The organism is Flavobacterium omnivorum, from assembly GCF_900099915.1.
GTDB classification, from domain to species: domain Bacteria; phylum Bacteroidota; class Bacteroidia; order Flavobacteriales; family Flavobacteriaceae; genus Flavobacterium; species Flavobacterium omnivorum.
The window spans coordinates 327,832-352,527 of record NZ_FNDB01000004.1 but is presented as its reverse complement, the minus strand read 5'-3'; the positions used below and the strand labels follow the sequence as shown (position 1 = coordinate 352,527).

The following is a 24,696-nucleotide window of genomic DNA, read 5'->3' as shown; positions in this document are numbered from 1 at the left end:
ATGAAATCAACACAATTACCTGTAAACGAATATGCAGCTTATTATACTCCTTATATAAACGCTTTGGGAGAAGTCACATTGATGGATGAATTAGAAATTTCATTACACGATTTTATTCATTTTGTACAAAACATTCCCATGGACAAATTTGATTATCGTTATGCCGAAGGAAAATGGACTATCAAAGAAATTATTCAGCATGTAATTGATACGGAACGCATTTTTGCTTATCGGGCATTGCGAATTTCGAGAGATGATCAAACGCCATTACCCGGCTTTGATGAAAATGATTATATTGACAATACGAGTGCTAACAGCAGAAGTATCCAGGATTTATTAACTGAATTTTCAGCGGTTAGACATTCGAATATGTTTCTATTTAAAAGTTTTTCAGTAATTCAGTTAGAAAGAGTAGGAACTGCTTCAAATGCAGTTGTCTCTGTTCGTGCAATTGGTTTTATTATGATTGGTCATCAAAAACACCATCAAAAAGTTTTTCAAGAAAGATATTTATAATTTATTGAAAACCGGCTGACCAGATTTTAAGCTTGTTTTCAAAAGACATGGTGTTAGCAGGACTAGTAGAAGGCATCACATAATACGTGATGCCTTTTATTTGGCCGAATTTTTTCAGAAAGTATTTATGACTTTCTTTTCCGTTAAAAATGACGGTAGTGATTCCAGGGAATTCTTTGAATAGTGTTTCAAAATCATTTGCTTTTTGATTTTTGATATGAATGTCTAAGCTCCCTTTTCTTTCGCAATTTTCTAAAACATCCCAAAGCCCAATTTTATTAGCTTGGAGCAATTGTATTTTATCTTCGAAAACTTCAGCAATTGGTAAATTATCCAACAACGTGTACATTATTTTCCAAAAATGATTTCTTTTGTGCGCATAATATTCTTGTTTTTCCAATGATGCAATGCCAGGCATAGTTCCTAGAATCAAAATTTCTGTTTGTGAATTCACAAAAGGAGGAAAGGAATAAATCATAATAATTACTAAACTACTGCATTTTCTTTTTCTAATATTGCTAATGCCAATCGGATCTTTCCATAATCAATTTTTTCTTCAAAATAATCAAAATAGGGTTTTAAAGTATTTGGTGATTCCAGTTTTATTCGTGCTTCGGCAATTTGCGTAACTTCTTCTTTTGAAATAAAAGAATCCAAATCTATGTCAGCGCCATCAAAGTACAATTTAGCTAAATGGGACATAATCGTACTTAGACCTAACTTTCTTTTTTGAGCAATTGCTTCAACAGAAAATCCATTTTTATACAATTCTAATGTTTCTTTATAAGTAGTAGCTTCTTTCTTTTTTCTGACAACTCTAGAATTTTGAAAATCAATAATCGCATTGATAAAAGCATCGCCATATTTTTCTAGTTTTGCTTTTCCAACGCCGTCAATTGCCAGTAATTCCTGATCGCTCATCGGTCTTTCAGTTTCCATTTGGCGCAAAGCCGCATCACTAAAAATTACATAAGCTGGAACGGATTCTTCTTTGGAAATTTCGTAGCGTAGTTTTCGTAAGGTTTCAAAAAGTGAATTCGTAACCGATTTGCTTTTTGCTTCCTTTATAACTTGCTTGTCGATATTAATTTTTTGGACAGTTGTGAGTTTTACTTTTTCGCCTTCAAATAAAACTTTTTTGGCGAAAGCCGTTAGTCGGATTTTATTTTGTTGATGAAAAGCAATTTCACAATAGCCTAAATTAATTAGTTGAATTAAATATTGGTTCCAGTCAAACCAAGAAAGGTCAGTTCCGATACCATACGTTTTTAAGTTTTGGTATCCTTTTTCATAAATATATGCATTTTTGGAACCTCGGAGAAAGTCGATGATCACCGGTAATGACTCCGTTTCATGCAATCGAATAATTGCCGATAACGCTTTTTGAGCAATAATGGTTCCATCGAAAAATAGCGGTGGATTTTTACAAATATCACAATTACCGCAGTTTTCTGTAACGAGTTCGCCAAAATAGGAGAGTAATATCTTTCTGCGACAGCTCAAAGCATCAGCATATTGTTTCATACGCTCTAGTTTGGCTAGTTGTACTTCAGCATTTAAACCTTGTGAGGCAAATTTTTGCAATTGAATCACATCGCCGTAACTTTCGAATAATAAGGTTTCTGAGGGTAAACCATCTCGGCCGGCTCGACCAATTTCCTGATAATAACCTTCAATATTTTTCGGCAAGTTATAGTGAATCACCCAACGCACATTTGATTTATCGATACCCATTCCAAAAGCAATTGTTGCACAAACGACTTGGCATTCATCATTAATGAATTCGTCTTGAGTTTTTGAGCGAATTTTATTATCTAAACCAGCATGATAGGCCTTTGCATTGATTCCAATTTTTTGTAATTTTTCGGCAAGTTCTTCGGTTGTCTTTCGGCTTAAGCAATATACGATTCCGGATTCGTTTGGTTTTTCTTGAATAAAATCTATAATTTGTTTTACTCTATCCAAAGCGGGACGAACCTCTAAACTCAGATTTTTTCTATCGAATGAAGCAATAAATATTCTAGGATTTATTAAGTTTAATTGTTGGCTAATATCTTTACGCGTAGCTTTATCAGCAGTTGCAGTTAAAGCTAAGATTGGAGTAGAAGGGAAGCGGTTTTTGAGGTATCCAAGATTCGTATAAGCGGGTCGGAAATCATGTCCCCAAGATGAAATGCAATGTGCTTCATCAATAGCAATAAGACTTATGGTTAAACTATTAAAAATATTGTCCAGAAAAGACAAGCTTTCTGGAGCAATGTAAACCAATTTAATTGCATTTGATTTTAAGCTTTCGATATAAAATTGTCGCTCCTCTTCGGTTTGACTGCTATTGATAAAACAGGCTTCAATTCCATTGGCTTTTAATCCATCAACTTGATCTTTCATTAAAGCAATAAGCGGAGAAATTACGATTGTAATTCCAGGAAATACTAATGCGGGCAATTGAAAACAAATTGATTTTCCACCACCAGTCGGCATTATTGCTACTGTATCTTGCCCGGAAAGAATACAGTTTATTATTTCCTCCTGATTGGGTCTGAATTTTTCAAAACCAAAGTTTTCCTTCAGTTTGGCGTGTAATAATTCTTGAGTCATTGTGGCGTATATTTAGAGGTCTAAAGTTATAAAAAAAGGAACTCGTGTAGGAGTTCCTTTTTATAAATATATTTAAAATGGGATTAATTAATCCTCATCTTCGTCATCATCGTCATCTGAAAAATCTTTTTCATCCGCATCATCGTCATCGTCATCATCACCTGAGTCATCATCTAGTTTGTCAGCAGCATCCTCATCCTCGTCCTCATCATCAATATCATCATCTAAATCCAATCCTTTAATTGGTTCAACAACTTCATCAATCATGATTTCATCATCTTCATCATAATTTTCAATTCTATCAGCTAGTTTAGTACTTACTTTAACTAAATAAATAGTGTCTTCAGTTCGTACTTCAACTGCTTCAATCAATTCATTTTTAGCGTTTCTAAAACTAATAATGTTTGAATCATCATAACCATCTGGAAATTTATCAACCAAAAGATTTAAAATTTCATTGGTAAGTTTTGCGTAATCAACTATTACTCTTTTCATAAAATAATTCTATAGGTCTAATAAATAAGCGAAAATTAAAGGTGCTACAATGGTAGCATCTGACTCAATAATAAACTTAGGCGTTTTAATATCTAACTTACCCCAAGTAATTTTTTCATTTGGTACCGCCCCAGAATACGAACCATAACTGGTTGTCGAGTCTGAAATCTGACAGAAATAACTCCAGAAAGGAATATCATGCATTTCCATATCTTGATATAACATTGGCACCACACATATTGGAAAATCTCCTGCAATTCCACCACCAATTTGGAAAAAACCTACACCATTAGTACTGTTTTTTGGATACCAATCTGATAAGAAAACCATGTATTCAATACCTGATTTCATTGTAGATGCTTTTAAATCTCCTTTTATTACGTACGATGCGAATATATTTCCCATGGTACTATCTTCCCATCCTGGTACAATAATAGGTAAATTTTTCTCGGCCGCTGCATACATCCAGCTGTCTTTTAAGTCGATTTCGTAATATTCCTCAAGAACTCCGGATAGTAACATTTTGTACATGAATTCATGTGGAAAATAGCGTTCTCCTTTGTCATCAGCATCTTTCCAGATTTTGTAAATATGCTTTTGTAAACGACGAAATGCTTCATGCTCAGGAATACAAGTATCTGTAACGCGGTTTAAACCTCTTTCCAACAAATCCCACTCGTCTTGTGGAGTCAAATCACGGTAATTTGGTACTCTTTCATAATGAGAATGAGCAACTAAATTCATGATGTCTTCTTCTAGATTTGCACCTGTGCAAGAAATGATATGCACTTTGTCTTGACGAATAATTTCAGAAAATATTTTTCCAATCTCGGCCGTACTCATAGCACCGGCCATACTCACCATCATTTTTGCACCATTGGCTAATTGTTCTTCGTATGCCTTAGCTGCGTCAACTAAAGATGCAGAGTTGAAATGCAGGTAGTGCTTTTCAATAAACTGACTGATTGGTCCTTTGCTCATTTTTTTTAATTTAAATACCTAATAATCATTACGTTAAAATTATTATTTCAAATTTAACGATTTTTAAAATTGAATAACTGAATGCTTGTTAATTTATTTTCGGTCGTAGCCTAATATTTTTAAAACGTCCTCTGAGGTTTGTTGTTCTGAGAAAACTTCAGTGGCTAAAATCCCGTTTTCATCTCTATCTATTAATATATGCTTGGGTTGCGGAATCAAACAATGGTGTAATCCTCCGTATCCTCCTATAGTTTCCTGATATGCTCCGGTGTTAAAAAAACCAATGTACAATGGTTTCTCTTTATTGTATTTTGGCAAATAAATAGCATTCATGTTCTGCTCGGAGTTGTAATAATCATCGCTATCACAGGTCATTCCGCCCAGTAGTACTCTTTCATAAGTTTCATTCCATCGATTGACTGCTAACATAATAAAACGTTTGTTGATAGCCCAAGTATCTGGTAAAGTGGTAATAAAAGAGGAGTCGATCATGTTCCATTTTTCTCTATCATTTTGTTGCTTCTGATATAAAACTTGATAAATAGCGCCGCCGCTTTCTCCCACTGTAAAGGAACCGAATTCGGTAAAAATATTTGGTACATCTACTTCAGCTTCATCACAAGCAATTTTTATCTGATTGATAATTTCATCAATCATATATTGATAATCATATTCAAATGCTAGTGAGTTTTTTATTGGAAAACCACCACCGATATTTAATCCGTCAAGTGTTGGACATTCTTTTTTTAATGCCACGTATACTTTAATACATTTTACTAGTTCATTCCAATAATAGGCATTGTCATTGATACCGGTATTGATAAAAAAGTGCAACATTTTCAGTTCCAATTTTTTATTTTCTTTGATTTCTCTTTTATAGAAGGGAACAATATTTTTGTAACCAATACCTAATCTTGACGTATAAAATTCAAATTTTGGCTCTTCTTCGGCAGCAATACGAATACCAATTTTGAATTTGCTTTTTATCTGTCCTTGTAGTAGATCTAGCTCTTCAAAATTATCAATAATTGGAATCGTATTTTTATGACCATTATTTATAAGACGTGCAATATTATCAATGTATTGGTCTCTTTTGAAACCATTACAAATCACATAGGTACTTTTATTGATTTTTCCGTTTGCCAATAAATTTTCAACAATATTAATATCAAAAGCAGAGGAAGTTTCAATATGAATGTTGTTTTTGAACGCCTCGTTCATAATGTATTCAAAATGAGAGCTTTTAGTGCAATAACAATAGTAATATTTTGCCTCATATTTATTTTTTTCCATCGATTTACGAAACCAGCTTTTGGCTTTATTGATGTTATTTGAAATTTGAGGTAAATAAGTAAATTTTAATGGCGTGCCATATTGCTCAACCAATTTCATCAAATCAATGTTGTGAAATTGCAGGTTATCTTTGTTTAAAGTAAATTCTTCTTGAGGGAAATAGTAGGTTTGATTTATTAAATCAGAATATTTTGTATTCATTAGATGTCGTAATTATAGATTAAAATATTGTAAAAATAAAGTAACCGATAATTCAAACCCGAATATTTGCATAAACGATCTGAAGCTTTTCGTGGTCTGCTTTTAAATATTGGAAAACTTCAAAACTAAAGTTTCCTTTGATAGAATAAAACCGCTTTAATATCTTTAGAAAAGACATCTTTTTTTGGGTTTTATTAGAACTATAATTTTGTTTGTTTTGACTTTTTTTCATTGGTGCAAATGTAAAAAATATTATATACGCAATGCAATCCTTTTTATAAAAATTAATTAAGATTTATAATCTAGAAATGCCTTAAGAATTAATTCATTTTCAACCGATTGATTGATTTTTATTTTTCCGATACCGTCAATCAAAGCAAACTGTATGTTTCCATACTCATTTTTTTTGTCGTGTATCAACAATTCCAAAATAGGCTCTATATCTTTTTCTTCAAAAATGATATCGTCATAGATGGATTTAATGCCAGATTTTATCTCAGAGAATTCCTCTTTACTAATTAGTTTTTTATGCAATGAGATGAAACTTTCCAAGATCATCCCAACAGCTATGGCTTCTCCATGTAACAAAGTTGTTTTATTTTCATTTTCCAAAAAATAGCTCTCAATGGCATGGCCCAAAGTATGACCAAAATTTAATGACTTACGAATATTTTTCTCTGATGGATCTTGGATAACAATTTCATTCTTTATTTCAACCGAACGGTAAATTAAGGAATCAAAATCAGCAAAATCAATGGATTTTAAATCTAAAAATTGCTCCCAATAGGCCTTATCATATATTAAACCGTGTTTGAGCATTTCAGCGAGACCGGAACGCATTTCATTTTGTGGCACCGTTTCAAGATATTGGGTGTCGATAAGCACCATTTTTGGCACATTAATAACACCAATTTGGTTTTTTAAATTTCCTAAATCGACCCCGTTTTTTCCGCCTACAGAAGCATCAACCATTGACAGTAATGTGGTAGGAATGTGAATAAAATCAATTCCTCTCTTGAATGTTGAAGCAACAAAACCACCTAAATCAGTAACAACACCACCACCCAAATTAATTACAAGGCTTTTTCTGTCGGCACCAAGTTCAGTGAGAACATTCCAAATTTGGACGCAAGTCTCAATATTTTTATTTACTTCACCTGCATCAAATTCAATGATTTCAATAGTAAGGTCAGTTTCGAGAAAAGGGAGAAATTTTGGAATGCAAAATTCATTCGTATTACTGTCAACAATAATAAAAATTTTAGAATACTTATTTTCATTCAAATGAATATTTAAGGCTTCGTATGCTTTTTCGTTAAAATGTATTGGGTAACTGTTGGCTTGAATTGATTGCATCTTTATGGATTAATTGGAACCGCAAAATAAGGTAATTTTTGGGGAATAATATTCAAAACTCTGTCTATATTTGTACAAAAATTATAACAAATAATGGAAAAAATATTCAATAATACCCAAGTTGCCTTTTCATTAAAAAGTGATACCGAATTAGATAGAGCTTATTTCCTTTTCAAAATGATTGCTAATCAGCCTTTAGTTCGAATTGGAACCGCTGTTACAAATTTTGCTTTGAAAGCCAATCTCCCTGTTGAAGGCTTAATTCGCGCTACTGTTTTTGACCACTTTTGTGGTGGTGTAAATGAAGTAGATTGCCTATCTGTAGTGGATAAAATGTATACGAAAGGGGTTTCTTCTGTATTGGATTATTCTGTGGAAGGTAAAGAAGAAGAAGATCAGTTTGATGCTGCGCTTGAAATGACTCTAAAAACAATTGAATTTGCAAAAGAACGTTTAGCTATTCCTTTTGCTGTATTTAAACCAACTGGTTTTGGTCGTTTTGAATTGTATGAGAAATTAGGAGATCAGCAAACGTTAACTCGGGAAGAACAAGCAGAATGGAATAGAGTAGTAGCACGTTTTGATTTGGTTTGCAAAGATGCTCATTCTAAAAATGTAGCTCTTTTGATTGATGGTGAAGAAAGTTGGATGCAAGACGCTGCAGATGATTTGGTAACTGAAATGATGCGCAAATACAACAAAGAAAAAGCAATTGTTTTTAATACGTTGCAAATGTATCGTTGGGATCGATTGGATTACTTGAAAAAATTACATGAGCAAGCCAAAAATGACGGATTCTTTATAGGAATGAAATTAGTCCGTGGTGCTTACATGGAAAAAGAAATGGCTCGTGCCGAAGAAAAAAGATACCAATCACCAATTTGCGCTTCAAAAGAAGCTACAGATGATAATTATGATGCCGCTGTTCGCTATATGATTGAGCATTTAGATCTAATGTCAATCTTTGCAGGAACTCACAATGAGTTAAGTACATATACTTTAATGGAATTGATGCAAGAAAAAGGAATTAAAACAAACGATGACAGAATCTGGTTTGGTCAATTGTACGGAATGAGTGATAATATCAGTTATAATCTAGCTGCTCATGGGTATAATGTAGCAAAATATTTGCCTTTTGGTCCCGTTAAAGATGTGATGCCGTATTTGATTCGTCGTGCTGAAGAAAATACTTCAGTTGCGGGACAAACGAGTCGTGAATTAGAGATGATAAAAGCAGAACGCAACCGAAGAAAAGGAAAATAGAAATCAGTTTTAAGTACATTTAAATCCATAAAAAAACTCCATTCTGATACACTGAATGGAGTTTTTTTTGTCAAATTAAGAAAAAAAATTTAAGAATTGCTAAACTGCAGATTACTTAAATTTTTATAGATACCATTTTCTAAAGCGATTAATTCCTGATGTGTTCCTTGTTCCGTGATTTTTCCTTTATCCAAAACTAAAATTTGATCAGCGCTTCGAATAGTTGAAAGACGATGTGCAATTATAATACTGGTTCTTCCTTGCATTAAAATCTCTAGTGCTTCCTGAACCAGTTTTTCGCTTTCACTGTCTAATGATGATGTAGCTTCATCCAGAATTAAAATACTTGGATTTTTCAATAATGCTCTTGCAATTGCAATACGTTGGCGCTGTCCTCCAGAAAGTTTAATGCCTCTTTCGCCTACAATCGTTTCAAATTTTTCAGGGAAACTTTCAATAAAATTAAAAGCATTAGCTTGTTTTGAAGCAGTAAGAATTTCTTCTTCGGTGGCATTTGGTTTTCCATAAGCAATATTTTCTCTTATGGTTCCGCCAAATAATATCACGTCTTGCGGTACAATACTCATGTTTCCACGAAGACTTTCTAAATCAAAATCATAAATATTTTTTCCGTCAACCAATATTTGTCCTTCATCAATATTATAAAAACGCAATAAAAGAGAAGCAATAGTCGATTTTCCGGTTCCACTTGGACCAACGATGGCTATTTTTTGACCAAAATTAGCCGTAAAACTAACGTCTTTCAATACTTTGATTTCTTTTCTTGAATGGTAACTAAAAGCTACATTCTTGAAGGTAACGTTTCCTTTTATTTTTTCAATTGTAGCAAGATCACGAACCGAATTAATTTTTTCAGGAGTTTCATCTAATAATTCAAAAACACGTTCGGTTGCGCCAATCGCCTTTTGGATTTGGGCATATAGTTCTGCAATTCCGCCAAAAGAAGCACCTACAAATGTGGAATATAATACAAAAGAAATCAATTGTCCTACGCTCATTTCGCCGCTGATGCTCAATCGAACACCAAACCATACTACGGCAACAATGGCTCCAAAAAGACAGAAGATAATGAATGATGCAAAGTAACCTCGATATTTTCCCCCTTTGATAGCAATGGTAACGACTTCCTTTATTTTTCCGTTGTAACGGGCAATTTCGTACCATTCATTGGCGAAAGCCTTAACAATACTGATGCCTTGCATAGTTTCTTCAACAACTACTTGACTTTCGGCAACTTTATCCTGAACACTTTTTGAATATTTTCTGATGAACCGTCCAAAAATAACGGCCGCCACGGCAACAAGCGGAACTACGGATAACATCAATAATGTCAGTTTAATACTTTCATTTGCCAATAAAAGAACGCCACCAATAATTAGAATAAATTGTCTTAAAAATTCGGCTATGGTTGATGTTAAAGTGTCTTGTATTTGGGTTATGTCAGAACTGATTCGGCTATTTAATTCTCCAACACGTTTTTGCGAAAAGAATGACATTGGTAATTTTACCAAATTACTGTAAAGTGCTACTCTAAGATTAGCCAATGTGTTTTCAGTAAAATTGACGAATAAGTACAATCTAAAAAACGAAAATATAGATTGAAGAAATAAAATGACAATTAATCCTAAAGCTATAGTATTAGCCTGAGAATTATCTTTGTTTTTTACGCAATCGATAAGCATTCCCATTAATTTAGGAAAAGCGAGAGCAGTCGCTCCGGTGAATAATAAAAAAATTAAACCTACATAAAATTTCCAACGATGATTTTCTGCATATTGAAATATTACAGTTGCTTTTTGAAGTGAAGTTGCAGTAATTTTTGATTTTGGTAAATCATTTTCTTTGAACCTGGCCATTATCTATTATTTATAGCGCAAATGTAAGACTATAACGAATCAATACAAAAAAATACTAGAGTTTCATTCTCATTATAAAGTGCTATGGTAGAGCACGAAAGTAAATAGAGTCAATATTTTATTGATTTTTTTTATTATTTTGCTTGCAGATACGATTTCTAGCTGTATATTTGCAATCGCAATAAGGAAATGAAAATAACTACATTGTTTAGGGCGATTAGCTCAGCTGGTTCAGAGCACCTCGTTTACACCGAGGGGGTCGGGGGTTCGAACCCCTCATCGCCCACCATAATTTACAAACCTCCAAAATCAAATGATTTTGGAGGTTTTTTTTGTTCGAAAAATTGACAGATATTTTATATAATCGGATCAATCCCAAAACCTGAGATTAATCCCCAAACTCCAGTATTCAACAAAACTGTAATAAAAAACACCAATAGTAGTTATTATGTAGCTATTTCATTACCAGTACGATTTGGCAATGACCATCCCGCAACATTTACTATAGGTTTCCAATTTGGCATTGTGTTCTAAAAATGCCTTGTCATAGATGAAAATCCAATATATACTTTGAAAGGATTACTTTTTTATTTCCTGAAATTAGGAACAGTTGGTTTTGTTGGTCCAGTAGCATTGTTTAACTATATGCATCGAGATTTAGATGAAAATAAAAAATGGATTTCAAAAGAAGAATAAAAATAAGGTTTAGCTTTAGCACAGTTAGCACCTGGACCATTAACTATTTATTTTTGATATTCCAACGGCACTAATAGCTATTGTTACAATTTTTGCTTTACTTTATATTAATAAAATTCAAAAACCATCTATTATTGCTGTTGCAGCAGTATTAGGTATCATTATAAAATTAATACTATGAACAGAAAAGAGTTTTTAAAATCGAGCACTTTATTAGGTGCAGCTTCGCTAATTCTTCCAACAAATAATGCATTTGCCACTAATCTAGCGGACAATTCAATTGATAAATTGGTTGATGGAAACGGCAATTATATTCAACAAACGCTTCCGTACAGTGAAATTTTTTTAGAACCCTACATGGATGCCGAAACCTTGCATCTACATTATACTTTTCATCACGGTGGCGCAGTAAAGGGAGCGAACAAGGATTTGCAAATGATAAAAAAAGCATTGGACGAAAACATTTTGGAAACCATTGATTTTTGGACAAAAAAATTATCACATCATTTTTCATCACATATTCTACATTCGATTTTTTGGACAAACCTTACCAATAAAAACACATTACCGCAAGGTGATTTGTTGCGGCGAATAGAAAAAAGTTTTGGGAGTTTTGATAAACTTAAAATCTTAATTGCTGCTACCTCAAAAAATGTAGATGGCAATGGTTGGGGAATTTTAGCGTATCAGCCTTACAGCGACAGTTTGGTAATTTTACAATGCGAAAACCACGAAAAGCTAACACAATGGGGTGCTATTCCTTTACTGGTTATTGATGTTTGGGAACACGCCTATTATTTAAAATACAAAAATAAACGAACCGATTTTGTCGATGCCTTATTTAATATCATCAATTGGGATAACGTAGCGATGCGATTAAACGATGCATTAAAATTGACGCAATAAAATGTTAAATAGACATATTCAAAACAACTATCATATAAGGTTTTTTAGCCTTATTTAAATTAAGGAATGACTAGAATTAAATGCCGTATTTTAATGAACCCTAAATATATTCTTTGCTACAGATTTTACAGATTATCAGAGATTAATTTGCCATAAAGCATTTTTTTTTATTCCTTAAAATCTGCGGCAAAAAATCTTTTAATAATTGTTATCGTATTTTTATATTGCGACAATATATCTTTCTAATTACTTATTTGTAATAATGAAAAATTATTTTGAGATCGGCAGTTCTTCAAAAAAGTGCAGTTATTTAAAATTGTAAAGAAAAATATCTAAATTTTTCAAGGCGATTAGTTCAGCTTGTTTAGAGGAAGTCGTTTACACCAATTGGGTTCAGGGTTTCGAACCGTTTATGGCCCACTATAATTTACAAACCTCCAAAGTCATTTGATTTTGGAGTTTTTTTTTTGGTTCGAAAGATTTACAGATATTTTATAAAATCTCTCAACACCATTAATTACTATAATGGCAGGTTCGAACTATGTAAGGTTCTAAGACATAATCCAACAACAATAATAGTTTTTTTTTCTCTACTTTTTTTCGTGATTCTTAGGATTAACGCTTGATTAATAATTAATTATCAACCAGACAAATCACAAAAGTAGTTTTTCCATCATCATTTTTATATGCCAAATAACCACCGTGAGCCTCTACAATGCTTTTGGACAATGTCAAGCCAATTCCGGCTCCTTCTTTTCTAGTGGTGAAAAAGGGTAAGAATATTTTACTTTCTATTTCTTTTTCAATGCCTTTTCCGTTATCGATAATCTTAATAAAAATTCTCTTTTCTTTAATTTCTGCCGAAATAATAATCCGCTTTTTTTCTGTATCTGCCAGGGCGTAAATACAATTCGTCAAAAGATTAATCAATACATGTTCAATTTGTTGAATGTCAACATTTAGCCTGTGGTCGAAAGCAATCGTGTTTATGACTTCTATTTGTTTTATTTTGAAAATTGGATCCATAATTTGGAAACTGTTTTTAACCATTTTCAACAATTCTGTTTTTTCCTTTTTGGGAGAAGGCAGCATGGCCAGTTTGCGGTAACTTTCAACAAATTGCTGTAGATGATCGCTCCGCCTTAACATCGTGGCAACACTGCTTTTCATATCGTCCAAGTCTTCCGTTGAAATGGTTTCCTGCTGCACTAAATCCTGTAGATTCTGAGAAAGTGACCGAATGGGAGTAATCGAATTCAACAATTCATGAGAAATAACCTTCATCAGATTGACCCAAGCCTCTTTCTCTTTTTTCTCGATTACATTTTGAATCGAATCCAGCAAAACGATAAAATAATCCTGATTGTAAATTTCACTCCTCGAAGTCTGCAGCACAAATGTTTGTCTGTCTTGTTGATTCACACGGATCTCTAATGACGTTTTAATTTCCTGAAAATCTTGCTCCTCGATAACTTCACACAAAGAAGGCAACTGATTTTTCAGATATTTCCATTTGGAAACTTTTGGAACGTTAAAATGTTTGGAAAAATAATCATTCATCAAAAATATATTCCAATCGGTTTCCTGTTTTTGCAGGATAATAATTCCAGTTTCAATATTGTTCAAAATAGAACGGTAAATAATGTCTTTTGAAACTTCTTCGTTTTGTTTGTTTTTTAGATTTTCATACAATTTGAATACGTTGGAATAATTTTCATACGATTTATGCTTTGAAAAATCGGAGGTGAAATCATTTTGCAAAATAGAAGTAATCGTTCTGTCGAAAAGTAAAAAGGCCTGCTTCACATAAAAATACATTTCAACGAGCAGTATAAAAATGATAAGGACACCAAATACGGCCGTGAAAACCAATCCTTTTTGAAAAAGAAAGAAGGAAATTCCGGTAGTCAAAAGAATAAGTAGCAATCTTATAAAAAGGAGATGGTATATTTTCCAGGATGTAAACATATTAGTTGGTGCTGATGTTATATTTTTCAATTCTTCGGTATAAAGCACCTCTTGACAATCCCAATTCCTCAGCCGTTTTACTGATATTGTTATTGTTTTTCAATAGCATCTTTTCGACGGCTGATTTTTCGATAGCCGACAGCTGAATATCGTCTGGATTATCCTCGTAAGTTGTTATTTGTTCTAAATCTAAGTCGGAAACGGTAATATGATTGTTCTCGCAAAGAATCACGGCGCGTTCTATTCTGTTTTCCATTTCCCGGATGTTTCCGTTCCAAGCATGTTTTTCGATTTGTTCCAATGATTTTTCATCAAAAGCGATTTCATCTCGTCCGTACTTAGCCATCATTTTTTGCAAGAGATAGTGAGCCAAAGGGATTTTATCTTCGTTGCGTTCCCGTAATGGAGGCAAAACAATTTCCATAGTGTTGATGCGATAATATAAATCCTCCCTAAAGTTTTTATCGGCGACTTCTTGCTTCAAATTTAAGTTGGTGGCGGTAATAATGCGAACATTCAAAGGTCTTGATTTGGATTCGCCCAATCGGGTTACTGTTTTGGTTTGAATAACCTGAAGGAGTTTAGATTGCAGATGCAAAGGAACATTTCCAATTTCATCTAAAAAAATAGTTCCATTTTCAGCCAATTCAAAACGTCCCGGAGTATCTGTTTTGGCATCGGTAAAAGCTCCTTTGGCGTAACCAAATAGTTCGCTTTCAAAAATATTGGCATTCAAAGAACCCAAATCAACGGGAATAAAAGCATTATTTTTTCTTTCGGACTGCAGATAGATGTGATGTGCCAAAACAAATTTACCGGTACCATTTTCTCCAAGCATTAAAACATTGGCTTCTGTTATTGCGACTTTATCAGCCAGTAAATAAGCCTTTTTTATAGCCTCTGAATTACCAATAAAGAAATCGTCAGTAGTGGCAACATCAATTAGTTTCTTTTGTTCTTTGCGTGATTTACTAACAGCTTGTCTAACAATATTAAGCAATTTTTCGTTGTCCCAAGGCTTTAAAATATAATCAAAAGCCCCTGATTTTAATCCTTCAACAGCTGTTTCTACTTTACCAAAAGCGGTCATTAAAATAACAATGGTTTTTGGCGAAAGCGTTTTTATTTCCTTTAACAGATACAAACCTTCTCTTCCGTCCTCGAAACCTATTCTGTAATTCATGTCGAGTAAAACCACATCAATGGTGCTTTTTGACAATAATTCAACCACATTTTTTGGATTAGTGAGTGTATAAATGTTCTCAAAATGTTTTTTAAGCAGCATCTTAGCAGCAAAAAGGATGTCTTCCTGATCGTCAATCACTAAAATGCTTGCGTTTGTCTTTTTCATTAACTGTTCATTTTTGGACAAAATGTGTTCAATACTGAACACGTGAAATTTGTATTAAAAGTAAAATATTTAAAAATGAGGTGATTGCAAGGTTTAAAATTTTGGCACGAAATTGCTTTGTACACTTGAAAATAACAACAATGGACACCATCCTTCCTCGTAAAAATAATAAAAATAAGTATCTATTCATCGCATTGCCGCTTTTTTTGGTTTTGGTCTTTTTGGTTTATTCTTCAGTGACTAAAAAAAGGAGCCTGAATGTCAAAAGAGCAGAAATTACTATTAAAACAGTCGAAAATAATTTCTTTGAAGATTTTATCGTGTTTCAGGCAAAAGTAGCGCCATTGAATTCTATTTTGATTAATATTACCGAAGGTGGCGCTGTTCAGGAAATTTATGTTGAAAATGGGGCGATGGTAAAAAAAGGACAAGCTTTGGCCCGACTTTATAATCCCAATACCGAATTGAATTATATGCAACAAGAAACTGCCATTATCGAACAAATCAATAATCTGAACAAATCAAAACTCGATTTAAGAAACCAGGAGTTGAATTTGGCCAAAGATTTAATTGCAATAGAGCACGATTATTTGGATTCTAAAAATTTATACGATTTAAATATGAAATTATTTGAGCAAGAAATCCTTTCTAAAAATGAATGGGAAAAAACAGTAGAAAATTTACGTTTCCAGAAAGAAAGAATGAAAATCATTAAGGAAAGTGTTACCAAAGAGAAACGGGCGAATCAAATCCAAATTGGACAACTGAATCAATCTATCGCCTTCATGGATAAAAGTTTGGGGATTTTGAGAACAAACAAGCAGCATTTTTTAATCTCAGCCCCGCTTTCAGGAAGACTTTCTTCTTTTGAACCGATCCTGGGGAAAACATACATTCAGGGACTAAGTATTGGGACAATTGATGTAATGAAAGGCTATAAATTGCTTGCCGATGTGGATGAGTTTTATTTGAACAAAATCACTGATGGCCAAAAAGGAACAGTCGATTTTAATGGAAAACCAATCCGTGTTCAGATTACGAGAGTCATTCCCGAAATAAAAAGTGGACGATTTGTGGTCGAATTGAATTTCACTTCCTCAGAAAGTTTGAATTTACAACAGGGATTGAGTTTTGGGGTTAAATTAAATTTGTCAGAAAAAACAAAAACAGTAGTGCTTTCCAAAGGAAGTTTTTATGAAGAAACCAATGGGAAATGGATTTTTGTTGTCAACGGCAGCAAAGGAGAACGAAGAGCAATCAAACTTGGGAAAGAAAATCCATTATATTATGAAGTTCTTGGCGGATTGAAAGCTGGCGAAAAAGTAATCACGTCATCGTACAAAGATTATAAACGGGCGGAAATATTAAATTTAGAATAAGAAATAGTAGGAAACATAAAAATAGCATCAATCAAAAAACGAACAATAGTATGATTCAAATTAAAAATCTTTCAAGAGTATTTAGAACCGAGGAATTAGAAACGAAAGCATTAAGTGAAGTTTCTATAACCATAAATCAAGGTGATTTTGTGTCCATCATGGGGCCTTCGGGAAGCGGAAAATCCACTTTATTAAATATTGTTGGATTGCTCGACAGCGCTTCCAGTGGAAGTTATCAATTGTTAAATCAGGAAATGATTGGATTGAAAGAAAAAGGAAAATCGAAAGCCAGAAAAGAAAATATTGGTTTTATTTTTCAGAATTTCAATTTGATAGACGAATTATCGGTTTATGATAATATCGAATTGCCATTGATTTATAACAAAGTTCCTTCTTCTGAAAGAAAGAAAAAAGTAGAAGCAATTGCCGATAAATTAGGGATTTCACACCGATTAAAACATTATCCACAACAGCTTTCCGGAGGACAACAACAACGTGTGGCCGTGGCAAGAGCTTTAATTAACGATCCGAAAATCATCCTTGCCGATGAACCTACAGGAAATCTAGACAGCAAAAATGGAAATGAAGTTATGGAATTGCTCACTGATCTACATTCCAACGGAGCAACGATCCTGATGGTTACACATTCTGAGTACGATGCGTCTTTTTCCCAAAAAACAATTTTGATGAAAGATGGAATGATACTTTCAGAAAAAAGTAATAAGCGGAATGTAGATGTATTAGTAACCGAATTAAAAAAATAAAGACATGCTAAAAGTAATTGTAACGCTAACGACCTTATTATTAAGTTCTATTTTATTGGCGCAAGTATCAGAAAACAGAGAAGTTGCCTCCTTTTCAAAATTACAGGCTTCACAAGGAATTGAAGTTTTTTATACCATTTCAAATATAAGAAGTGTAAAAGTAGAAACTGATAATTTAGAAAAATTAATTTTGGTAAAAACGGAAGTCGAAAATAATGTTTTAAAATTATATATCGGTTCAAAAGGGTCTAAAACCAAGAATACCAAAACAAATTTTATGAGGATAAACAACATAAATACAATTAATGGAATTAATTTTAAAATGTTAAAAATTACGATTTCTGGTCCCAATTTAGAAAGTATTAAAGCACTTTCTGCCGCTACTATTAAAATTGCAAACTTGAATAAAACATCCGGTTTGGATCTTGCAGTGAGTTCATCGGGAAGTATTTCAGGAAGCTTCGAATGTTCAAATGCTGTGATTGAAGCCTCCTCTAGTGGCTATCTTGCAGCCACAATTAATGCTTCTACAATTGAAATTGAATCAAGTAGCTCCTCTGATGTCGTTTTATCCGGAAAAGCAAAAAAAATTACTGTTAATACTAGTAGTTCCGCTGCTTGTAGACTAAAAAATTTAGAGGCTGAAGCCGCAATAATTAAAGCGAGTAGTTCTGCTAATGTTATTGTAACAGCAACAAAGTATATCAATGCAAGCGCATCTTCAAGCGCTGCTATTCGTTTTTATGGTAATCCATCTCAAATTGAAAAAGCAGAAAGCTCATCAGGTTCTATTTCCAATAAATAATCTACAAAATCAATAATCTCGGACAGATTAAATAAAAAAACTAGAGTTATGCTAAAAAATTGGACACGAATATTTTTATACCATCTCAAAAACGAGAAGCTTTTTTCGGCTTTGAATGTTTTCGGACTAGCAATAGGAATTGCAGGCTTAATTTTCGCTTTACTATATTGGAACGACGAACAAAGTTATGACGCCTGGAATCCCGAAAAAGACAAAGTATTTAAAGTTTTTACTGATATAGGGAAAAATGTAATTTGGCCCTACAATCCTGTCACTTTAGAAACCTATTTAAAAGACAACCCGAGCGTAGCAAATGTGGTTTATCACGATGGGTACCATGCGGATTTTTTTAAATACAAAGAAAAAAAACACTTTATAAATAAAACGCTAAATACTCAAAACGATTTCTTTGAATTGTTCCCTTTTGAAAGAGTAGCAGGCAACTTAAGTACTGCTTTACTAAAAGAGAATAGTGTAGCGATGAATCAAGAAACTGCTAAATTATTTTTTAAAGAAGAAAATCCAATTGGGAAGCAAATAATTTATGAGAATACCATTTTAACCGTAACAGCGGTATATAAAGTCCCAGGGAATTCCTCCATTAATCCTACAATGGTGATTAACCAGATGAAAGAGCAGCTTTTAGAAAATAAAGATTATTGGGGCAATTTTTATTATCATTTGATGATAAAATTAAAAGATCCTACTAAAGCAGAAGAAATAACCAAAAAAATTAACGAGTTATATTATCAAAATAAAACAGTTAAAGATGCAAAATCAGATGGAATGTCAGTTGAAGAGTATATAAAAAGTTACGGCTCCATAAAATCAGTTCTAAACCCATTGAGTACCATCCGATTGCATGCTATTGTGCCTGGTATGCCGGAAGGACAAGGAAATTATCAATTCCTAGTAATAATGCTAGGATTATCCGTACTTATAATTATTCTTTCTATCGCAAATTATATCAATTTGGCTACAGCCAATGCTATAAAAAGAGCCAAAGAAGTGGGAATTCGTAAAATCATTGGGGCCTCCAAAATGAATATTGTTTGTCAATTTATTTTTGAATCCATACTAATCAATCTGTTTTCGATATTTCTAGCCTTAGTAATTGTAGAATTAAGTCTGCCTTTTTACAATGAATTTTTAGAAAAAGAATTAATCATATACGGAAGTCAGTTTTACATCCAGCTTATTTTAATTTTTATTATTACTGTGAGTGTTGCAGGAGTTTTTCCAGCTGTATACGTGGCTAATTTTGAGACTTTAAAAGTACTAAAAGGTAATTTTGGGAGAAGCAAAAGTGGTATTTGGATGCGCAATGGAATGCTGATACTTCAATTTGCTATTGCTAGTTTTTTTATTGTCGGTTCTTATATTGTTTATGATCAGGTCACTTATTTAGCGAATAAAGATTTAGGATTCAAAGGCGATCAAGTAGTTGCTATAAGGTGGTTTAAATCAAAGGACATTGCAACTCACAAGAATGCGAATCAATTAATATTTAAAAAATATCAAACCATAAAATCGGAAATCGTAAAAATTCAAGGCATTCAACAAATTTCAACAGGAACTTTTAAGTTTGGCGGAGGAAATGATAGTAGTAGCAGTTTTTCTTATAATGGAGAAAACATTCAGGCTAACAACTTAGCTATAGATTACAATATGCTTGACATGATGCAAATTAAAATCAAAGAAGGTAGGAATATTTCTGAAAAATTAGCCTCGGATAGTATCAATTCAATGCTGATTAATGAAACAGCATTGAGCATGATGAAAGAGAAAAATCCTATTGGGAAAGCGGTACTTTGGCAAGGTAAAAAGTTAAAAATAATAGGGGTTGTCAAAGATTTTAATTTGTTGAGTCCACAATCAAAAGTTCCTCCTATGGTTTTCTTTCATCTGAAAACCAATGACTGGCTATTAGGAAATTTGAACAATATTTATGTAAAAATTGATGCAAATAACTCTGGGCAAACTTTAGCAAAAATTGAGGAATTCTGGAAAGAAAATGTAGATCAAGAGTATCCGTTTGAATATGATTTTGTTGATAAGGAGTACGCCAGAACATATGAAACCTATGTAAAACAAAAGAATCTTTTTTCATTGCTGAATATAGTGGTAATTGGTATTGCGCTTTTCGGGCTGTTTGCTTTGGCTTCTTATTCGATACAAAGTCGGATGAAAGAAATTGCTATCAGAAAAACTTTGGGTGCAGAAACCAATACTTTGCTTAAAGAATTATCAAAACAGTATATTTTATATTGCGCAATCGGGTTTTTAATCGCTTTGTTTCCAGTGTATTATTTGTTGAACAAATGGCTCGAAAATTTTGCCTTTAGGATTGACATCACTGTATTTCCATTTATTTTTGGATTCCTCATACTATTAGTTTTAACATTGATAATTGTGCTTTTAAAAGCGTATACCGCAACCCGAGTTAATGTTTTACATTACTTAAAATACGAATAACCATGCTAAAAAATTGGACACGAATATTTTTATACCATCTCAAAAACGAGAAGCTTTTTTCGGCTTTGAATGTTTTCGGACTAGCAATAGGAATTGCAGGCTTAATTTTCGCTTTACTATATTGGAACGACGAACAAAGTTATGACGCCTGGAATCCCGAAAAAGACAATGTGCATCAGGTTTTAGTAGAGTTAACAGGAATGCCCATTTTTTCAGATTGTGCTTTATTCCTAAAACCTATTTTAGATAAAGATGCTAATGTAGAAAAGATCGTTTATGCTGACAGTTGGTATCAAAAGGATAAAATTATCTACAAAGGCAAGAAAGAAATAGTTGATAAAATTATCAATGTTGAAGCTGATTTCTTTTCGCTATTTCCATTCGAAATTATTAAGGGAGATGCTGTTTCGGCATTAAAAGATGATTCAAGTGCTGCTATTTCAGATGTTATTGCTAAACGAGTTTTTGGTAACGAAAATCCAATTGGAAAACAAATAACATGTTTGGATCAAATGTTTGTGGTACGCGCTGTGTATCATATTCCAGGGAATTCCTCAATTGCTCCAGATGTCGTGATGAATAAAATGAAAGAATGGATGAGTGGGAATACGACATCTCCTTTTGTCCTTAAATTACTTTTAAAAGTTAAAGATCCGTCAAAAATTGAGAATACTCGAAAGAGCTTGGAAAGAATGTATAATGGCGATTTCATTGAAAGAACAGCTAAGCTGGAGGGGTTCACTCCCGAGGAAATGGCTAAGAAAATAGGTTATTTTAATGTAGTTATAGAGCCACTTTCAGAAGCGAGATTACATTCTATTGCAGATGGATATCCTGAAGGCAGAGGGAATTATCAGTTTTTGTTGATTATGGTCGGGTTATCTGTTTTAATACTCATTCTTTCGATTGTAAATTATATCAATTTGGCTACAGCTAATGCAGTTAAACGTGCTAAAGAAATTGGGGTTCGTAAAGTTGTGGGTGCTTCAAAAAGTACTATTGTTATTCAATTTATTTTTGAAACTGCTCTAATAAGTTTGTTTTCGATTTTACTAGCATTGGTTATTGTTGAGTTGACTTTGCCGTATTACAACGAATTTTTAAATAAGAGTTTACGAATAATTGGCAGTCAGTTTTATCTGCAATTAATTCTGATTTTCAGTATTACAGTTTTGGTGGCAGGAATACTTCCAGCCGTTTATGTTGCTAATTTTGAAACTTTAAAAGTTCTGAAAGGCAATTTTGGAAGAAGTAAAAACGGAACCTGGTTGCGTAACGGAATGTTGATTTTCCAGTTTATGGTGGCTACTTTCTTTATTGTTGGTTCTTATATTGTGTATCAGCAAATCGATTATCTAACCAATAAAGATTTAGGTTTTAAAGGAGATCAAGTGATTGAAATTAATTTGAATTTTCCTAATTCCGATTATGAAGTGAAAAAGGTTGGACAAAATATTTACAACAAATACACTACCATTAAACAAGAATTGGCTAAAATAAAAGGAGTTGAACAATCTTCTACAGGTCTGGTTTCATTCGATGGTTCAGACGATTCATTAGGTGGAGTATTGTATAAAGAAGAGCTTTTTAAAGGACGAACAATTGCGGTAGATTACGATTTTCTCGAAATGATGAAAATTAAAGTCATAAAAGGTAGGGGCCTTGATAAAAAATACGCTAAAGACACCATTACTTCTGTACTAATTAATGAAACAGCCCAAAAATTAATGAGTATGAAAGAGCCAATTGGACAAGAAATTATTGTTAAAGAACGAAAGTTAAAAATCATAGGAGTTGTTAAAGATTTTAATTTATTAAGTCCTGAAGTAGAGGTGTCAGGAATGTATTTCTATCATCTTAAAACGGTAGATATTGCTCAAAATATCAATAAGGTTTTCGTAAAACTAAAATCGGATAATATTGAAAATACGATTGCTGAAATTGACAAATTATGGGCAACGGTTAATACTGACTACCCATTTAAATATGATTTTGTAGACAAACAATATGCAAGAACATATGAATCTTATGTAAAACAAAAGAACCTATTTTCATTGCTAAATTTTGTGGTGATTGGCATTGCTCTTTTTGGTTTGTTTGCATTGGCTTCGTATTCGATACAAAGTAGGATGAAAGAAATAGCCATCCGTAAAACCCTTGGTGCAGAAACGAATGTGCTACTGAAAGAATTGTCTAAACAATATATTTTGTATTGCATCATTGGTTTTTTAATTGCTTTGTTTCCTACTTATTATTTGTTGAATATGTGGTTAGAGAATTTTGCTTTTAGAATTGAAATGACCTTGTTTCCATTCCTTTTTGGTTTTATTATACTATTGGTTTTAACGTTAATCATTGTTTTGTCAAGAGCCTATCAAGCAACAAAAACTGATGTTTTAAAATATTTAAAATATGAATAAAAAAATTGTTTTAACCGTTGTCTTCACAGCCTTTTGTGCTTTGGCAAGTGCTCAGGAAACTTCTTGGTCACTAAGCCGTTGTATAGAAACGGGTTTACAAAATACTATTGAAATAAAAATCAGACAGCTGGAAATTAAAAGAACAGAAAAATCACAAAATTCGGTTTTAAATCGAATGTTACCTACTGTCGATTTAAATGGACAACAAGGGTACATTTTTGGCTCCACCATTGATCCCGCAACGAATGCGAGGGTAAGTTCCAATTTTCAAAGTGATAATTTCTATCTCAATGCCAGAACTAATTTAATCGATTTTGGCGCTTTTGCAAATGCCCAAAAGGATAAAATCAATATCGCACAGGCTAAAGCCGAGAAAGAAGTTATAGAAAACGAATATAAATTACAAATTTTAGAAAGCTATTATCAGGCACTTTACACTCAGGAGTTATCAAAAATTCAAAAAGAGCAATTCGTACAAGCCACTTTTAATTTGGACAGAGTGACAAAAGAAGTCGCTATTGGCAGCAAACCCCAAAGTGATTTGTATGACATGCAATTGAGTTTCTCGGAGGAAGAAAACCGAAATTTAGAAACTGAACAATTGTATGCTATTAAAAAAATGGAATTGTTCCAATTAATGAATGTTAGCGATGCGGGCCTTTCGGATGCAATTGTATTGGAGTCTTATTTTAACGAAAGAGCCACTGAAGATTTAGATCAAGGAATCTATAATCCTAAAATAAAGCTTGCGGAACTCCAATACGAAAACAGTTTGAAATCGATTCGTGTAGAACGCGCTTTCAATTTGCCGGTGTTATCAGCCTATTATGGGTTTTCTTCTTTTTATTATAAAACTTTAAACCAGATGAATTCAAACACGGATGCTTTTTTTACGCAACTAGAAGCGAATAAAAGTCAGCAGATAGCAATGCAATTGACAATTCCGGTTTTCAATGGATTTAGGAATACTAAAAAAATTAGTGCTTCAAAAATAGAAAGTGAAAAATCAAAGTTGGTTATAGAACAGACAAAACAACTGTTGAACAATCAAATAGAATTAGAAAATCAAAACAAAAGAAATTATACGGAGTTTCAGGATAAATTGAACAAAAAACAGTCTTACGCTAAAGCGTCTTTGGCCACTACCCAAGCCAAATTTGAAAGCGGAAAAGTGGAAGCTGTCTTATATTCTTCGGTAAAAAATCAATTTATTTCTGCAGAATATGAGGTTTTAAAAAATAACCTTCAGCTGCAATATATAGATCTGAAAATAAATTTGTTAAAAAATAATAGTTTGTAAGTTATTGAAAGAGATGTCAATGCATTTACAGTTTAAATTGTTACTATTAATT

19 protein-coding genes and 1 tRNA gene are annotated in these 24,696 nt (G+C 32.9%); 11 read left to right on the top strand and 9 right to left on the bottom strand.

The window, feature by feature from the left end; all coding sequences use genetic code 11:
• Positions 1-516: a DinB family protein gene (locus BLS90_RS06800; protein WP_091256839.1), complete on the top strand. Its 516-nt coding sequence runs from the start codon at positions 1-3 to the stop codon at positions 514-516.
• Between the two features lies 1 nt (position 517).
• Here the strand turns inward: BLS90_RS06800 and BLS90_RS06795 are convergent, their stop codons facing one another.
• The 6 genes from BLS90_RS06795 to aroB all read right to left on the bottom strand — a co-directional run bounded on the left by BLS90_RS06795 (position 518) and on the right by aroB (position 7,440).
• Positions 518-994, bottom strand: a complete 477-nt coding sequence (locus tag BLS90_RS06795) for a DNA-deoxyinosine glycosylase (RefSeq protein WP_091256739.1) — start codon at positions 992-994, stop codon at positions 518-520.
• Between the two features lie 8 nt (positions 995-1,002).
• Positions 1,003-3,114 (bottom strand): DNA helicase RecQ, encoded by a 2,112-nt coding sequence (gene recQ, locus BLS90_RS06790; RefSeq protein ID WP_091256737.1) that lies wholly within the window; start codon positions 3,112-3,114, stop codon positions 1,003-1,005.
• 87 nt (positions 3,115-3,201) lie between these two features.
• Positions 3,202-3,609: a DNA primase gene (locus BLS90_RS06785; protein ID WP_091256734.1), complete on the bottom strand. Its 408-nt coding sequence runs from the start codon at positions 3,607-3,609 to the stop codon at positions 3,202-3,204.
• Positions 3,610-3,618: 9 nt separating this feature from the next.
• Positions 3,619-4,590: a deoxyhypusine synthase family protein gene (locus tag BLS90_RS06780; protein WP_073353127.1), complete on the bottom strand. Its 972-nt coding sequence runs from the start codon at positions 4,588-4,590 to the stop codon at positions 3,619-3,621.
• A 93-nt stretch (positions 4,591-4,683) separates the two neighbouring features.
• Complete coding sequence (locus BLS90_RS06775; RefSeq protein ID WP_073353126.1) at positions 4,684-6,084, bottom strand: type III PLP-dependent enzyme domain-containing protein; 1,401 nt, start codon at positions 6,082-6,084, stop codon at positions 4,684-4,686.
• Positions 6,085-6,372: 288 nt separating this feature from the next.
• Positions 6,373-7,440 (bottom strand): 3-dehydroquinate synthase, encoded by a 1,068-nt coding sequence (gene aroB, locus BLS90_RS06765; protein WP_091256729.1) that lies wholly within the window; start codon positions 7,438-7,440, stop codon positions 6,373-6,375.
• A gap of 93 nt (positions 7,441-7,533) precedes the next feature.
• Between aroB and BLS90_RS06760 the strand changes: the two genes are divergently transcribed.
• On the top strand, positions 7,534-8,703 hold the full coding sequence (locus tag BLS90_RS06760) for a proline dehydrogenase family protein (RefSeq protein ID WP_091256725.1): 1,170 nt from the start codon (positions 7,534-7,536) through the stop codon (positions 8,701-8,703).
• Positions 8,704-8,792: 89 nt separating this feature from the next.
• Here the strand turns inward: BLS90_RS06760 and BLS90_RS06755 are convergent, their stop codons facing one another.
• Positions 8,793-10,580 (bottom strand): ABC transporter ATP-binding protein, encoded by a 1,788-nt coding sequence (locus BLS90_RS06755; protein WP_091256723.1) that lies wholly within the window; start codon positions 10,578-10,580, stop codon positions 8,793-8,795.
• 211 nt (positions 10,581-10,791) lie between these two features.
• On the opposite strand from BLS90_RS06755, the gene BLS90_RS06750 reads away from it, so the two are divergent.
• The 3 genes from BLS90_RS06750 to BLS90_RS06745 all read left to right on the top strand — a co-directional run bounded on the left by BLS90_RS06750 (position 10,792) and on the right by BLS90_RS06745 (position 12,182).
• A tRNA-Val gene (locus BLS90_RS06750) sits at positions 10,792-10,869 on the top strand.
• A 281-nt stretch (positions 10,870-11,150) separates the two neighbouring features.
• Complete coding sequence (locus tag BLS90_RS17225) at positions 11,151-11,276, top strand: chromate transporter (protein WP_262488569.1); 126 nt, start codon at positions 11,151-11,153, stop codon at positions 11,274-11,276.
• A 177-nt stretch (positions 11,277-11,453) separates the two neighbouring features.
• Positions 11,454-12,182 (top strand): superoxide dismutase, encoded by a 729-nt coding sequence (locus tag BLS90_RS06745; RefSeq protein ID WP_091256721.1) that lies wholly within the window; start codon positions 11,454-11,456, stop codon positions 12,180-12,182.
• 633 nt (positions 12,183-12,815) lie between these two features.
• Here the strand turns inward: BLS90_RS06745 and BLS90_RS06740 are convergent.
• Together BLS90_RS06740 and BLS90_RS06735 are read right to left on the bottom strand one after the other, a co-directional pair.
• On the bottom strand, positions 12,816-14,180 hold the full coding sequence (locus BLS90_RS06740) for a sensor histidine kinase (protein ID WP_317039388.1): 1,365 nt from the start codon (positions 14,178-14,180) through the stop codon (positions 12,816-12,818).
• On the bottom strand, positions 14,152-15,501 hold the full coding sequence (locus BLS90_RS06735; RefSeq protein WP_091256715.1) for a sigma-54-dependent transcriptional regulator: 1,350 nt from the start codon (positions 15,499-15,501) through the stop codon (positions 14,152-14,154). The genes BLS90_RS06740 and BLS90_RS06735 overlap by 29 nt, the downstream gene beginning before the upstream one ends.
• A gap of 140 nt (positions 15,502-15,641) precedes the next feature.
• On the opposite strand from BLS90_RS06735, the gene BLS90_RS06730 reads away from it, so the two are divergent.
• From BLS90_RS06730 to BLS90_RS06705, 6 genes are read left to right on the top strand one after another with little or no spacing between them, the layout of a single operon-like run.
• Positions 15,642-16,880, top strand: a complete 1,239-nt coding sequence (locus BLS90_RS06730) for an efflux RND transporter periplasmic adaptor subunit (RefSeq protein WP_091256712.1) — start codon at positions 15,642-15,644, stop codon at positions 16,878-16,880.
• A 50-nt stretch (positions 16,881-16,930) separates the two neighbouring features.
• The gene (locus BLS90_RS06725; protein WP_091256710.1) at positions 16,931-17,644 is read left to right on the top strand and encodes an ABC transporter ATP-binding protein; all 714 of its coding nucleotides are present in this window, start codon (positions 16,931-16,933) and stop codon (positions 17,642-17,644) included.
• Between the two features lie 4 nt (positions 17,645-17,648).
• Positions 17,649-18,449 carry a GIN domain-containing protein gene (locus BLS90_RS06720; RefSeq protein ID WP_091256707.1) on the top strand — a complete coding sequence of 267 codons (801 nt, stop codon included), beginning with the start codon at positions 17,649-17,651 and terminating at the stop codon, positions 18,447-18,449.
• A gap of 48 nt (positions 18,450-18,497) precedes the next feature.
• On the top strand, positions 18,498-20,924 hold the full coding sequence (locus BLS90_RS06715) for an ABC transporter permease (protein ID WP_091256704.1): 2,427 nt from the start codon (positions 18,498-18,500) through the stop codon (positions 20,922-20,924).
• A 2-nt stretch (positions 20,925-20,926) separates the two neighbouring features.
• On the top strand, positions 20,927-23,344 hold the full coding sequence (locus BLS90_RS06710) for an ABC transporter permease (protein WP_091256702.1): 2,418 nt from the start codon (positions 20,927-20,929) through the stop codon (positions 23,342-23,344).
• Positions 23,337-24,644, top strand: coding sequence for a TolC family protein (locus BLS90_RS06705; RefSeq protein WP_091256698.1), 1,308 nt, complete (start codon positions 23,337-23,339; stop codon positions 24,642-24,644). Before BLS90_RS06710 ends, BLS90_RS06705 begins: the two co-directional genes overlap by 8 nt.
• The last annotated feature ends 52 nt before the right edge of the window (positions 24,645-24,696 follow it).